This window comes from Micromonospora profundi (genome assembly GCF_011927785.1).
Classification (GTDB): domain Bacteria; phylum Actinomycetota; class Actinomycetes; order Mycobacteriales; family Micromonosporaceae; genus Micromonospora; species Micromonospora profundi.
Map to the genome: position 1 here is coordinate 271,002 of NZ_JAATJK010000001.1, position 13,971 is coordinate 284,972.

A 13,971-nucleotide genomic window follows, 5' to 3' on the forward strand; every position below is an offset into this window, starting at 1 on the left:
CCGGAAAGCTGGTTAGCCGGCCGGCATCGTGGGCAGCTCTGATTGGATCTACCGAGGATGCCGGCTAAGGGGTGGGGCGTGAGTGGTCAGGGCGAGGTCGTCCACATCGGCGGTTACACGGCGCAGGGCGGAGGGCGTGGCAGTGGCATCGTGGCGGCCCTGCGGGACCCGGCCACGGGGGCGCTGACCCCGCTGGGCACTGTGGCGGTCACCGAGTCCCCGTCGTTCCTGGTTCGGCACCCCCGTCAGCCGGTGCTCTACGCGGTCAACGAGGTGACCGACGGGGCGATCAGCGCCTGGCAGGTCGGGTCCGACGGTTCGCTGGACCCGCTCGGCAGCCACTCGACAGGTGGCGCCGAGCCGTGCCACCTGGCGGTGCTGCCCGACGGTGGGCACCTGGTGGCGGCCAACTACGGCGGCGGCAGCGTCGCGGTCTTTCCGCTCGACGCGCAGGGCGTACCCGGCGAGCGCACCGACCTCGTGGTGCACGAGGGGCACGGTCCCGACCCGGACCGCCAGGACCGGGCACACACCCACATGGTCTCCCCGGACCCGGGCGCGGGACCGCTGCTCGCTGTGGATCTGGGCACCGACTCGGTCTACAGGTACGACCTCGACGGCGCGAGCGGCCGGTTGACGCCGCGCGGGCCACGGGCGCGCACGGCGCCCGGCACCGGGCCGCGGCACCTGGCACGCCACCCCGACGGGCGACGCTGCTACCTGGTTGGCGAGCTGGACGCCACTGTGACCGCGTACGAGCTTGACGACGACGGGGCGCTGCACCAGCGTGGCCGGGTCGACGCGAGCGACCGGACCGGGCACGTGCAGCCGTCGGAGGTAGCGGTCGGCCCGGACGGCCGATTCCTGTACGTCGCCAACCGCGGGGTGGGCACCATCGCCGTCTTCAACCTGGCCGGCGAGCTGCCCGAGCTGGTGGCCGAGGTGGACACCGGTGGTGAGTGGCCCCGGCACTTCGCACTGATCGGTAAGCATCTGTACGTCGCCGACGAGCGCGCGGACATGGTGCGGGTCTTCCGGCTGGACGCGAGCACCGGCATCCCGGCACCGGTCGGCGAGCCCGTGGCGGTGCCGAGCCCGACCTGTGTGCTGCCGTGAGCCGTACCATCGGGGGGCGAGACGTGAAGACGATGCCGATTTGACGACGGCTCGGGGCGGCTTCATCACTCTGTGTCGCTAAACGGTGATCAACTGTTTCTCCTGCGTAACTTTAGTCCGAACGGTTGTGGCAGAGACGGCACCTAATACGCAAGATGGTCAGCGTGTCAGCAGGCCGCCATCGCATGCGTTCGAAACTCCACCTCGCCGTCGTCGGATCGATGGCGACGGTTCTCGTCGTCACCACCGGCGCGTGGTTCGGCTACAAGGAGCTGATCCAGCCGAACTGCTCCGGGGAGATCCGACTCGCGGTGGCGGTCGCCGCCGAGCTCGCGCCTGCCGTCGACGCCGCCGCGTCCCAGTGGGTAAAGGACGGTGCCGCTGTCGGCCCCACCTGCATCCGCGTCGACGTCTCGGCGTCCGACCCGGTCGACGTGGCCGCCGTCGTGGCTGCGAAGCACGGTGCCGTCCTGGCCGGTGTCGGGCAGGCCAGCGGCACCGCCGTCACCCCGGACGTCTGGGTGCCGGACTCGTCGACCTGGCTGCTGCGGCTCAAGAAGGACGCGACCGCCTTCGCTCCGACAAACGGCGCCTCCATCGCCCGCAGCCCCGTCGTCGTCGCCATGCCCGAGCCGGTGGCCACCCGGTTGGGCTGGCCCAACGCGAAGTTCACCTGGGCGGACCTCCTCAAGCAGGTGAACAGCAGCAAGCCGCTGCGTACCGGGATCGTCGAGCCCACCCGGGACGCTGCCGGTCTGTCCGGTCTGCTCTCGCTGACGGCCGCTGCCAGCGCGGCGGGCGGCGACACCCAACGCAACACCGTCGGTGCGCTGCGGGCGCTGGCCACGGGCCGTTCGTCGCTGCGCAGCGACCTTGTGGCACGCTTCCCGACCGCCACGGACCCGACCTCCATCGCGAGCGGCCTCGGTGCGGCGGCGCTGTCCGAGGAAGACGTGATCGCCTACAACAGCAAGCAGCCGCCGGTGCCGCTCGCCGCCCTCTACATGGAGCCGGCGCCGATGCCGCTGGACTACCCGTACGCGGTTCTGCCCGGCATCGAGCCGACCAAGGCGTCGGCGGCCAAGGTGCTGTTCGAGTTGCTCACCGCCCCGAAGTTCCGGGACCGGCTGGCGGCGCAGTCGCTGCGCGGGCCGGACGGCAACTGGGGTGCCGGTTTCCGCGCGCCGCAGGGCGCCCCGAGCCCGTCGGGTACCGCGCCGGCGGAGCCGGCGGCAGGCGGCACGGCGGCAGGCGGCCTCGACCCGGCCGCGATACAGCGTGTCGTCTCCAGCTGGTCGATCGCCACCCAGTCCGGCCGCATGCTCTGCGTCATCGACGTCTCCGGCTCGATGAAGGAAGAGGTGCCCAGCGCCAACAGGCGTAGCCGCGAGGAGGTCACCGTTGACGCGGCGCGTCGCGGCCTCGGCCTCTTCGACGACTCCTGGGCGATCGGCCTGTGGACCTTCTCCACCAAGCTCGTCGGGAACCGCGACTACCGTGAGCTGGTTCCCATCGGCCCGCTGTCGAGCCAGCGCGGTCAGCTCGAAGCGGCCCTCGGTACGATCAAGCCGTCCGACGGCGACACCGGCCTCTACGACACCATGTTGGCCGCCTACCAGGCGGTCCAGGAAGATTGGCAGCCCGGCCGCGTCAACTCGATCGTGCTGTTCACCGACGGTAAGAACGAGGACGACAACGGGCTCAACCAGCAGCAGTTGCTGGCCAAGCTGAAGCAGATCGCCGACCCCGAGCGTCCGGTGCAGGTCATCATGATCGGTATCGGCGAGGGCGTCAGCAAGGCCGAGTTGGAGTCGATCACCAAGGTCACCGGTGGGGACGTCTTCGTCACCAAGGACCCGAGTGAGATCGGCAGCATCTTCCTCAGCGCCATCGCCCGCCGCCCCCCGGCGCCGCGCTGAGCCGACGCACAGCACAGGGAGCCTGCCGGACCGCCGATCCGGCACGGCGGGCCCCTTTGTAACCGCTGAGTTGAAGAAAAGTGACGGCAATACGTCGGAATCAATCGGCAGTCATAGTTATCAGGGCAGGATGTCGACGTGTCCCGGCATTGTCGGTCCGCCCGGCCGCCCCGGTTTCTCGGTCCGCCTCGGTGCGGCCCATCGGCCGGGCCGACCTGAACAGAGTGGGGAGGGCCAGTGACCGCCACGACACTGATGACCCCCGCCAGCGCGTCCGCGAAGCCGGATGGCCGCCCGGCTGGGCTGATGGCCCGCGCCGACGAGCGGTCCTACATCCGGGTCCTGGTGGTGCTGGACACCGCCATCCTCACCATCGCCCTGCTCGTCGGGTACGTCGCGCGGTTCGGTGACGAGGAGCCGAGCGGCTCGAAGATCCCGTACGTGCTGGTGGCGCCCGGGTTGGTCCTGGCCTGGCTGGTCTCGCTCAAGGCGCTTGGTTGCTACGACGACCGGGTGATCGGCTACGGGGCGGACGAGTACCGGCGGGTCAGCTCCGCGAGCCTGCGGCTGGCCGGGGCGATAGCCATCGCCGGATACATCGCCGACGTCGGGGTCTCCCGGGGTTTCCTCGGCATCTCCTTCGCGGTGGGCACCGTCGGGCTGGAGGTGGCCCGGTTCGCCGCCCGAAAACGTCTGCACCGGGCACGGTCCCGGGGGTTCGGCTGGTCCCGCAAGGTGCTCGTGGTCGGTGACACCGCCCATGTTCTGGAGTTGGTGCACACACTGCGCCGGGAGCCGTACGCCGGCTATCAGGTGGTCGGCGCGTGCATCCCGGACGCGCTGCTGGCACCGGTGGCGCAGCGTCTCGGTGACGTACCGGTGGTGGGGTCGTTCCGGGGCATTCCGGAGGCCGCGACCGCGATCGGCGCGGACACGGTGGCCGTGACCGCCTCGGGCGAGCTGACCGCCGCCCGACTGCGCCGGCTCGGCTGGCAACTGGAGGGCACAGGTGTCGACCTCGTCGTGGCACCCGCGCTCACCGACGTGGCCGGCCCCCGGATCCACACCCGCCCGGTCGCCGGGCTGCCGCTGATCCACGTCGAGGCGCCCGAGTTCCGCGGTGCGCGCAAGCTGGTAAAGGGATTCGTCGACAGGTCGGTGTCGTCGGTCGCCCTGGCGCTGCTGCTGCCGATCATCGCGGTCATCGCGCTTGCCATCAAACTCGACAGCCGGGGTCCGGTGCTGTTCCGGCAGACCCGGGTAGGCCGGGGCGGCAAGGAGTTCGGCGTCTACAAGTTCCGGACCATGGTGGTGAACGCCGATGCGCTGCTCGCCGAGCTGACCGCCCGCAACGAGACCGACGGCCTCATGTTCAAGATGCGCGACGACCCACGGGTCACCCGGGTCGGTCGGCTGCTGCGCAAGTGGTCGCTGGACGAGCTGCCGCAGCTGGTGAACGTGCTGCTGGGCCAGATGAGCCTGGTCGGGCCGCGCCCACCGCTGCCCTCGGAGGTGGCCCGCTACGACGGCGACGTCGCACGCCGGCTGCTTGTCAAGCCTGGCATGACCGGGCTGTGGCAGGTCAGCGGGCGATCCGACCTGAGCTGGGAGGACGGCATCCGCCTCGACCTCTACTACGTGGAGAACTGGTCCCTCGCCGCCGACCTCACCATCCTCTGGAAGACCGTCGGTGCGGTGCTGAACAGTCGCGGCGCGTACTGACCGTCGCCGGTCACGGCTGCGGGCCGGTCCAGTCCAGGCAGACCACAACGGCGTCGTCGATCAGGTCGCCGGCCACGAACGCGCGCAGGTCACCGATCAGTGAGCGGACGGCGTCCAGCGGCTCCATCGGCCCGGTCCGGCGCAGAAACCGGTCGAGGGCCGTCTCGCCGTAGCGCACATCCCGCCCGGTGGCCTCCACCACCCCGTCGCTGACCACGAACAGCCGGTCGCCGCGCTCCAGGGTGAACGTCTGCTCGCGGTAGTCGGTCGCCTCGAACATGCCGAGCGGAAACTGCGCCTCCAGCGGCTGCTCGGTGACCTCGCCGCCGCGCAGCAGGACCAGCCGGGGTGAGCCCGCGTCCACCACTGTCATCGTCCCGGATCGCAGGTCCAGCTCCAGCAGCAGGACGGACAGGTGCCGCTTGCCCCGGTACTCGTCGTAGATGGCCTGGTCGGCGAGGGCCGCCTGGTCGGCCAGACCCAGCCCGGCCCGGCGGGCATTGCGGAGCGCGTGGGTGGCGAGCGAGGTGAGCAGGGACGCCGCGACACCCTCGCCGGTGCCGTTGACTGTGGACAGCCAGAGCCGCTGCCCGTCGTCGGACCAGTCGAAGCTGTCGCCCCGCACCGCGTACGCCGGCTCCAGTTGCCCGGCGAGGCTGAACGACGGCCTGATCCGGCTGCGGCCGGGCAGCAGGTCCCACTGCATCTCCGCGGCCAGGGTGAGCCGCTGGCTGCGCCGCGCGGCGCTGTACACGTCGGTGCCGGGGGAGACGGCGTCCAGTTCGTGGGCGAGCGCGGTAGCGATCTCGGCCAGGTCCGCGAGAACTGTCGGGTCGGCCGGTACCGCCGCCACGCGCAGTACGCCGCGGCGCTCGCCGCGCATACTGACCGGCAGCCAGGCTGTGTCGTCGACCCGCAGGGGCGACTGGTGGTCGAAAGCTCGCCACGCGGGGTGCCCGGCACCTCGGAGAGGGTCACCCTCGGTGAGCGGCAGTAGCTCCGAGAGTCGGTAGTCGACCTGGTACAGCTCGACGTCGCTGATCCCGTACGCCTCAAAGAGAACCTCCTCGACCCCGCTCACGAGGCGGTCGGCGGGCGTCTCATTGAGGGTACGTCGTGCCCGATTGACCGGTTCGTTCATCAGGGCTCCTTGATCAAGCTCAACCACCAGCGGGTTCGGAGTAGTCTCGGGCCACCATGGCCGAACTGCCCGGTCCACCGGACCACGAGACGAGTATGGCCGCCGCGTTGGACGCGGCGGCGGGTGCATTGCTGAGCGTGTGGGATTCCGCCCGGGAGGCGACCGCCAACCGGCTCTCCGGAGTCCAGTTACGGGCTGTGATGGTGGTCGAGCACCAAGACGGGATCAACCTGCGCCGGCTCTCCACCCAGCTCGACATGTTGCTCAGCTCCGCCAGCCGGCTCTGCGACAGGTTGGTCGCCGCCGGCATGCTGGAACGCGAGCCGGGCCGTTTCGACCGGCGGGAGATCTCCCTGCACCTCACCCCGGAGGCACGTCGGCTCCTCGCGGAGCTGCGGGCCGACCGCCAGGCGCGGCTCGCCGCCGTCCTGGGCGCGATGAGCCCGGCAGGGCGCACCGCGCTGCTGCGCGGGATGCAGGACTTCGACGAGGCCGCCCGCCGGCAGCAGGCGCAGAGCACGCCGACGTCGGGCGACTGGCCAGCCGACGGGGACGACCCGGCCGGGTGGCCGCGCGATCCGGACCGGCCCACCAGCCGGGCGAGGGACTGGCCTGCGGCCCCCGACCGGCCGTCGCGCACGATGCGACAGGGCGGGCCGACAGACACCGACAGGCAGGTGGGCAGCCCTCGCGAGTGGCCCACGGGCGAGCCACCGGTGGCCCGGACCGCCTGATCCGACAGGCCCCGGAGGTCGGTCACGTCGGCGTCGACGCGCACACCGCAAGCATGGCGATGTCGTCGTGGGCCTGCCCGCCCAGCCATTCGTCCACGAGCTGGAGTAGCCGGTCGACAAGCACGGCGGGGGGCAGCCCGGCCGCCGAGGCGAGCGCGGCGCGCAGCCGGTGCTCGCCGAACATCTCGACGTCGATCGGCCCGCCGTGCGCCTCGGTCACCCCATCGGTGTACGCGAGCAGCAGGTCACCAGGGTCGAGATGCACCCGGGTCTCGGCGAACCGCGCGTCGGCGAGCGCGCCGACCGGCATCCCGCCGACCGGAACCGGGGTGACCGAGCCGGAGGCGGTGACAAGCAGGGGCGCCGGGTGGCCGCCACCGGCGATCCGGATGTCCACCCCGGCCGGTCCGCGCTCCAGCGAGCCGAGCAGCAGGGTGGTGAACTGGCTGCGCCGTGCCGCTTCGGGGGCGTCGAAGAGCGCCCGGTTGAGAAGGTGGATCAGCTCCAGCGGGCGCTGCTCGACAAGCCGCAACGTCTGCAACGACTGGCGGACCCGGCCGGTCAGGACGGCCGCGCCGACGCCCTTGCCGCACACGTCGCCGAGGGCGAACAGCGCCCCGCGCGGGTGCGGGAACACCTCGTAGAAGTCTCCGCCGATGCGCAGGGTGTCCCCGGCGGACCGGTAGCCCCCGGCGATGCTCACGCCCGGCACCGTCGGCAGCTCCGGCGGGAGCAGGCTGGTCTGCAACACGCGGGCCAGGTGGGCCTGTTCGCCGTACAACTCGGCGGTGGCCAGTGCCGCGCCCGCTCGCGCCGCGAACTCGCGGGCCAGTTCGACGTCGCGCGGGTCGAATCCGGCCCGGCCGCTGCGCCGGATCAGCAGCAGGGCGCCGGCCGGGCCGCCCGCGCCGCGCATCGGGCAGACCAGCACGGCACCGGGCGGGTCGAAGTCGGGCGGCAGTACGGAGGCCAGGCCGTCGGACGTGACGTCCCGCCACAGGCACGGCTCGGCGAGCGTGCCGTCGAGCGCCTCGGCGAGGCCGGAGACGACGGCGCTCAGCTCCGGCCCGACGCGGCCGGTGACGGGGGCAGGTGCCCCCTCGGCGTACCGGGTCCAGCGGGTGTACGGCTCGGCCGGCGCGCGGTGCAGTGCCACGGCGGCGTCGGCCAGGTACGGCACGGCGAGGGTGGTGGTGACCCGCAGGGTCTGGTCCCGGTGCAGGGAGAGCCCCAGCCGGCTGCCGGCCTGGGCGAGGAACGCGGTGCGGGACCGTTCGGCCAGCAGGGCGTCGGCACGGGCGTGCTCCTCGGTGACGTCCCTGACGTACCAGGCGTACCGGTTGCCGGCGAGCTGTCGGCGGTAGCCGCGCAGCTGCCGGCCACGGTGCTCGGCGTCGAAGTGCTCGGCGCCGTCGGTGACCGCCCGGGCCAGCGGCGCGATCGGACAGCCGGGCAGCCCGGTGCCCGCGACGATCTCCGGGAGCAGCTCTGCGGCCATGGCGTTGACAAGGGTGACCCGGCCGGCGCTGTCGGTTGTCAGCACAGCCTCGCCGAGCCCGTCGAGCAGCTCGCGGGCCAACGGCGAGTCGGCCGGAAGTGGGCCGCCGGTGGGCTGCCGGACGGAGTGGGGCGTCTGCCCCTCGTCGCTGACCGGGCCGGCGTCGCCGCCGCGTCGGGTAGTGCTCACCGCCCGACGCCGGCCCGCGTCTGACGCCCTCTACGCATGCTGCTCCTGCACTCCTCGCCCGCGGATCGTTGCCTGACAGCAAGCGTACCGAGCCCTTGTGACGGACACCCAGGGTGCGGGCGGTGATCAGCTGGAACGGGTCAGCCAGCCGGCGGGTCGGCCCACGATGTGGCGGACCACCGATCCGGCGGCGCCTACCGAGGCTGCCTCCGGGCCGAGGGTCGACGGTCGGACCGTGACCGGTGACCAGGCGGCGGTGAGCACCCGAGCGGCGATCTCGGCGAGCACCGGAGGGCACAGCCAGGGCGCAAGCGGGGCGTACCCTCCGCCGAGTACCACGGTGTCCAGGTCCAGCAGGTTGACCACGCTGGCCACTGCGACACCGAGCGCGGTGCCGGCGTCGCGCAGCGCCCGCAGGGCGTCCGGGTCGCCGGCCTCGGCCAGCTCCGCCAGCCGTACGGTTGCGGTGTCGGCGGGAAGCTCCGCGCGAGCCAGCCCGGCGGCGGCCACGATCGCCTCCTGACCGGCGTACTGCTCCAGACAGCCTCGCCCGCCGCAGCGGCACGGACGCCCCTGCGGGTGGACCGGGAGGTGCCCGATCTCACCGCTCCAACCCCGGACGCCCCGGAACAGCGCGCCGTCCAGCACGATGCCCGCGCCGATGCCGACCTCGCCGGAGATGTGCAGGAAGCTGGCCGGCCCCGGGGGTCCGGAGTGCAGTTCGCCGAGCGCGGCGAGATTTGCCTCGTTGTCGACCACCAGCGCCGGTACGCCGGGCACCTGATCGGTGAGCGGAGGGTGCCCCCGCAGCAGGGTCGGAACCGGTACGTCCTGCCAGCCGAGGTTCGGTGCGAGCCGGACCACTCCGGCGTCGTCCACCAGGCCGGGGACGGCGAGCGCGGCGCCGGCCAGGGTGAGGCCCTGCCGGGCGGCGTCGGCGCGGGCCTGCCCGGCCAGGGTGACCAGTTGGGCCAGGGCGTCGGCGGGTGCCACCGGGCGCAGGTCGGCGCGGTGCACTGTGTGGTGGCGTACCTGGCCGGCGAGGTCGACAACGCACACCGCCAGGTAGTCGACGTTGACCTCCAGACCCAGCCCGGCGGGGCCCTGGTCGGCAAGGACCAGCCCGCGGGCCGGTCGGCCGGCGCCGGCGCGGGGCGCCGGGTCGGCCTCGCTCACCAGTTGGCCGGCGAGCAGGTCCTCGACCACCGCGGAGACGGTGGCCCGGGTCAGGCCTGTGGCGGTGGCCAGGTCGGCGCGGGAAGGGGGACGGTCGGCGGCGGCGATCCGACCGAGCACGAGGGCGAGATTGAGTTCGCGCAGGCTCCCTTGACGGGCGGCGCCGGCCGGGGCGTGGGTGGGGCTCACCTCTTGACAGTGCCATATTGCGGGCAAATAATTCAATCGCTGAACAAATACCGGACACCATCACCCACCACCACCCCGGAGGTCCTTCATGGCACCCCGCCCCACCCCCGCCGACAAGTTCTCCTTCGGGCTCTGGACCGTGGGCTGGCAGGCCCGCGACCCGTTCGGTGACGCGACCCGGCCCGAGCTCGACCCGGTCGAGGCCGTGCACCGGCTCGCCGAGCTGGGCGCGTACGGCATCACCTTCCACGACGACGACCTGATCCCGTTCGGTGTCGACGCCACCACCCGCGACTCGCACATCGCGCGGTTCCGCAAGGCCCTCGACGAGACCGGCCTGGTGGTACCGATGGTCACCACCAACCTCTTCACCCACCCGGTCTTCAAGGACGGCGGCTTCACCAGCAACGACCGCGACGTCCGCCGCTACGCGCTGCGCAAGGTGCTGCGCAACGTCGACCTGGCCGCCGAGCTGGGCGCGAGCACCTTCGTGATGTGGGGCGGGCGTGAGGGCTCCGAGTACGACGTCGCCAAGGACGTCCGGGCCGCCCTGGACCGCTACCGCGAGGCCGTCGACCTGCTCACCCAGTACGTCATCGACCAGGGCTACGACCTGCGCTTCGCCCTGGAGCCCAAGCCCAACGAGCCGCGCGGCGACATCCTGCTGCCCACGGTCGGGCACGCGCTCGCCTTCATCTCCCAGCTGGCCCACCCGGAGATGGTCGGCCTCAACCCGGAGGTCGGCCACGAGCAGATGGCCGGGCTCAACTACGCCCACGGCATCGCCCAGGCGCTCTGGCAGGGCAAGCTGTTCCACCTGGACCTCAACGGCCAGCGCGGCATCAAGTACGACCAGGACCTGGTCTTCGGCCACGGCGACCTGATGAACGCGTTCGCCCTGGTGGACCTTCTGGAGAACGGCGGCCCCAACGGCGGCCCGACCTACGACGGCCCCCGGCACTTCGACTACAAGCCCTCCCGCACCGAGGACATGGACGGTGTGTGGGCGTCGGCGGCCGCCAACATGGCCACCTACCTGCTGCTCAAGGAGCGGGCTGCGGCGTTCCGCGCCGACCCCGAGGTGGTCGAGGCGCTCGCCGCAAGCAAGGTCGGCGAGCTCAGCACCCCGACCCTCAACCCGGGCGAGGGGTACGACGACCTGCGCGCCGACCGGTCCGCGTTCGAGGAGTTCGACGTCGACGCGGTGGCCGCGCGGGGCTTCGCCTTCGTCCGGCTCAACCAGCTCGCCGTCGAGCACCTGCTCGGCGCCCGCTGAGGCCCCGCCATGCCGCTGGTCGCGGGCGTTGATTCGTCCACTCAGTCGTGCAAGGTCGTCATCCGGGACGCGGAGACCGGTGCCCTGGTCCGGCAGGGCCGGGCACCGCACCCGGACGGCACCGAGGTCGATCCGGAAGCCTGGTGGCAGGCGCTGCGCAGCGCCGCCGAGCAGGCCGGCGGGCTTGGCGACGTGGCGGCGGTCTCCGTCGCCGGCCAGCAGCACGGCATGGTCTGCCTCGACGAGGCCGGGCAGGTGGTCCGCCCGGCCCTGCTGTGGAACGACACCCGCTCCGCCGACGCCGCCGCCGGCCTGATCGAGGAGGCCGGCGGCGGCGCGGCCGGGCGTCGGTTCTGGGCCGAGGCCACCGGAAGTGTGCCGGTGGCCAGCTTCACCCTCACCAAGCTGCGGTGGCTGGCCACGCACGAGCCGGAGCGGGCAGCCCGGGTGGCGGCCGTCTGCCTGCCCCACGATTGGCTGACGTGGCGGCTGGCCGGCGCACCGGGGCTCGGCGCGCTGCGTACCGACCGGGGTGATGCCAGCGGCACCAGCTACTGGTCGCCGGCCACCGGCGAATACCGGATGGACCTGCTGGAGCGGGGCTTCGGCCGGCAGGTGGTGGTGCCCGAGGTGCTCGGGCCGGCGGAGTCGGCGGGAAAGCTGGCCGATGACCTGGGCGGGTCGGGCGGCGCGCTGCTCGGCGCGGGCACGGGAGACAACGCCGCCGCCGCGCTCGGCGTCGGCGCCGGGCCGGGTGACGTGATCGTCTCGATCGGCACCTCCGGCACCGTGTTCAGCGTCGCCGACGTGCCGGCCGCCGACGAGAGCGGTGCGGTGGCGGGCTTCGCCGACGCTTCCGGCCGCTTCCTGCCGCTTGTCGCCACGCTCAACGCCGCCCGGGTGCTGGACGCCGCCGCCGCGATGCTCGGCGTCACCCTCGACCGCCTGGCCGAGTTGGCGCTCTCCGCGCCGGCCGGCGCGGACGGGCTGGTCATGGTGCCCTACCTGGAGGGCGAGCGGACGCCCAACCGGCCGCTTGCCACCGGCGCGGTACACGGGCTGACCCTGCGCACGTCGACGCCCGCGCACCTGGCCCGTGCCGCCGTGGAGGGCATGCTCTGCGCGCTCGCCGACGGCCTCGACGCGCTGACCGCGCAGGGCGCCACCGCCCGGCGCGTCATCCTGGTCGGCGGCGGCGCACGGTCGGCGGCGGTCCGCCGGATCGCGCCGCAGGTCTTCGGCTGCCCGGTGGTCGTCCCGCCGCCAGGCGAATACGTCGCCGACGGCGCCGCCCGCCAGGCCGCCTGGGTCGCCCTTGGCGGCCCGACGCCGCCCAACTGGGCGGTCGAGGGCACCGAGGAGTACGCGGCCGAGCCCGCCCCCGCAGTCCGTGACAAGTACGCCGCCGCACGCGGGATGGTCCTGGACAGGCGCTGACCGACCGGGTCGACGCGGGTGGGTGCCGGTGCGAAGCTGACCGGTACCCACCCGCGTGACGACCTCCTCAGCGGAGTCTGGTTGGCTGCCGGTCATGACCGTGACCAGTGGCGGGCCTGCGCCGGGCCGGGCGCGACGCCTGCACGGCTGGGGCGGGGGCCCGGCGCACCGGTTCTACAGCGTCGCGGTGTTCGTGCTCCTCGCCTCGCTGGACAACGTGGCGATCGGGTTGGTGCCGCCGCTGTACGGCCCGATCTCCGACGCGTTCGACGTGCCGGGGCGGCTGCTCGGTCTGGTGACCGCGGTCAGCTTCCTGGTCAGCGCGGTGGCAGCGGTCGGCTGGGCGTACGTCGGTGACCGGACCAACCGCAAGCCACTGCTCATGGTGGGCACGTTGCTCTGGGCGGCGGGCACCGGCGGCAGCGCCCTCGCCGGCGGTTATCTCACGTTCCTGGCCGCACAGATGGTCGGGGCTGTCGGTCTCGGCGCGGTCGGCTCGGTGGGCTTCTCGGTGGTCACCGACCTGATCTCGCCGACCCGGCGCGGGCTGGTGATGAGCTTCTGGGGGCTGTCGCAGGGGGTCGGCACGCTTGCCGGAACGCTCGTCGGCGGCCTGCTCGGGGCCACCGACTGGCGGCGGCCGTTCTGGGTGCTGACCGTGGTCGGCCTGGTCGCCACTGTGGCCTACCTGTTCACCTACGACATCCGACGCGGCCAGAGCGAACCGGAGCTGGCCCGGGCGCTGGACGCCGGTGCCGACTACGACTACCGGATCAGCCGGGCCGATCTGCCGCGCATCCTGGCCCGGCGGACCAACATCTGGCTCATCCTGCAGGGTCTGACCGCGCAGGCGGCCTTCGGCTCACTTGTCTGGCTGCCGGTGCTCTTCGCCGAACGAGCCGAGGCGCAGGGCTACTCGCCGTCGACGGCAGTGGTGGTGGGCAGCGTCTTCGCCACACTGTTCCAGCTCGGCGGAGTGCTCTCCATCGTCGGGGGGCTGGTCGGCGACGCGCTGCAACGGCGTACCCCGAGGGGCCGGGCACTTGTCGCGGCGGTCGGCATTCTCGCGGCCGTGCCGTTCTACCTGGTGTTGTTCTTCGTGCCGGTGACCATCGACGTGCCCGACGGCGCCGGTGGCGGCGCGGTGATCGGCGCTGTGCTGTCCAGCGTGTTCACCGAACCGTCGGTGGGGCTGAGCCTGCTCACAGCCGTGGTGGCGCTCGCGCTGACCTCGGCCAACTCGCCGAACTGGTTCGCGCTGATCGCCGACGTCAACCCGCCGGAGCACCGGGGCACCGTCTACAGCCTCGGCAACCTCGTCAACGGCGTCGGGCGGGCGGCCGGCAACGGGCTGGTCGGGGTGGCCTTCCAGGGGCTACGTGCCGCGTTCCCGCCGCCGTTGAACTTCGCCGTCGGGCTGGCGGCGTTCCAGCTCTTCTTCATCCCGACCGGCATCATGTACTGGCTCGCCTCGCGCACCTCGCCGACGGACATCGACAACGTGCACGACCTGCTGCACAGCCGTGCCGACCGGCTCTGAGCCGCCCTCGTGTGCGGCAGCGACCACCCCCGCC

General features: G+C 72.6%; 10 protein-coding genes. 7 read left to right on the top strand and 3 right to left on the bottom strand.

All coding sequences use genetic code 11. From position 1 onward, the window contains the following. Positions 1 to 78 precede the first annotated feature (78 nt). From F4558_RS01190 to F4558_RS01200, 3 genes are all read left to right on the top strand, one after another. Positions 79 to 1,116 (top strand): lactonase family protein, encoded by a 1,038-nt coding sequence (locus F4558_RS01190; protein WP_053653085.1) that lies wholly within the window; start codon positions 79 to 81, stop codon positions 1,114 to 1,116. A gap of 164 nt (positions 1,117 to 1,280) precedes the next feature. Continuing rightward, positions 1,281 to 3,035, top strand: coding sequence for a substrate-binding domain-containing protein (locus tag F4558_RS01195; protein ID WP_053653142.1), 1,755 nt, complete (start codon positions 1,281 to 1,283; stop codon positions 3,033 to 3,035). 255 nt (positions 3,036 to 3,290) lie between these two features. Continuing rightward, the gene (locus F4558_RS01200) at positions 3,291 to 4,757 is read left to right on the top strand and encodes a sugar transferase (protein ID WP_209273502.1); all 1,467 of its coding nucleotides are present in this window, start codon (positions 3,291 to 3,293) and stop codon (positions 4,755 to 4,757) included. 10 nt (positions 4,758 to 4,767) lie between these two features. Here the strand turns inward: F4558_RS01200 and F4558_RS01205 are convergent, their stop codons facing one another. Beyond that, on the bottom strand, positions 4,768 to 5,898 hold the full coding sequence (locus tag F4558_RS01205; RefSeq protein ID WP_167942946.1) for a PP2C family protein-serine/threonine phosphatase: 1,131 nt from the start codon (positions 5,896 to 5,898) through the stop codon (positions 4,768 to 4,770). Positions 5,899 to 5,954: 56 nt separating this feature from the next. On the opposite strand from F4558_RS01205, the gene F4558_RS01210 reads away from it, so the two are divergent. Further along, the gene (locus tag F4558_RS01210) at positions 5,955 to 6,632 is read left to right on the top strand and encodes a MarR family winged helix-turn-helix transcriptional regulator (protein ID WP_245241249.1); all 678 of its coding nucleotides are present in this window, start codon (positions 5,955 to 5,957) and stop codon (positions 6,630 to 6,632) included. 22 nt (positions 6,633 to 6,654) lie between these two features. On the opposite strand, the gene F4558_RS01215 is transcribed toward F4558_RS01210, so the two are convergent. Together F4558_RS01215 and F4558_RS01220 are read right to left on the bottom strand one after the other, a co-directional pair. Beyond that, positions 6,655 to 8,319: a SpoIIE family protein phosphatase gene (locus F4558_RS01215; protein ID WP_312877260.1), complete on the bottom strand. Its 1,665-nt coding sequence runs from the start codon at positions 8,317 to 8,319 to the stop codon at positions 6,655 to 6,657. A 126-nt stretch (positions 8,320 to 8,445) separates the two neighbouring features. Then, on the bottom strand, positions 8,446 to 9,684 hold the full coding sequence (locus tag F4558_RS01220; protein WP_197281442.1) for an ROK family transcriptional regulator: 1,239 nt from the start codon (positions 9,682 to 9,684) through the stop codon (positions 8,446 to 8,448). Between the two features lie 88 nt (positions 9,685 to 9,772). Between F4558_RS01220 and xylA the strand changes: the two genes are divergently transcribed. From xylA to F4558_RS01235, 3 genes are all read left to right on the top strand, one after another. Then, positions 9,773 to 10,960, top strand: a complete 1,188-nt coding sequence (gene xylA, locus F4558_RS01225; RefSeq protein WP_053653080.1) for a xylose isomerase — start codon at positions 9,773 to 9,775, stop codon at positions 10,958 to 10,960. 9 nt (positions 10,961 to 10,969) lie between these two features. Then, on the top strand, positions 10,970 to 12,397 hold the full coding sequence (xylB, locus tag F4558_RS01230) for a xylulokinase (RefSeq protein WP_167942947.1): 1,428 nt from the start codon (positions 10,970 to 10,972) through the stop codon (positions 12,395 to 12,397). 94 nt (positions 12,398 to 12,491) lie between these two features. Further along, positions 12,492 to 13,937: an MFS transporter gene (locus F4558_RS01235; protein ID WP_167942948.1), complete on the top strand. Its 1,446-nt coding sequence runs from the start codon at positions 12,492 to 12,494 to the stop codon at positions 13,935 to 13,937. Positions 13,938 to 13,971: the final 34 nt, after the last annotated feature.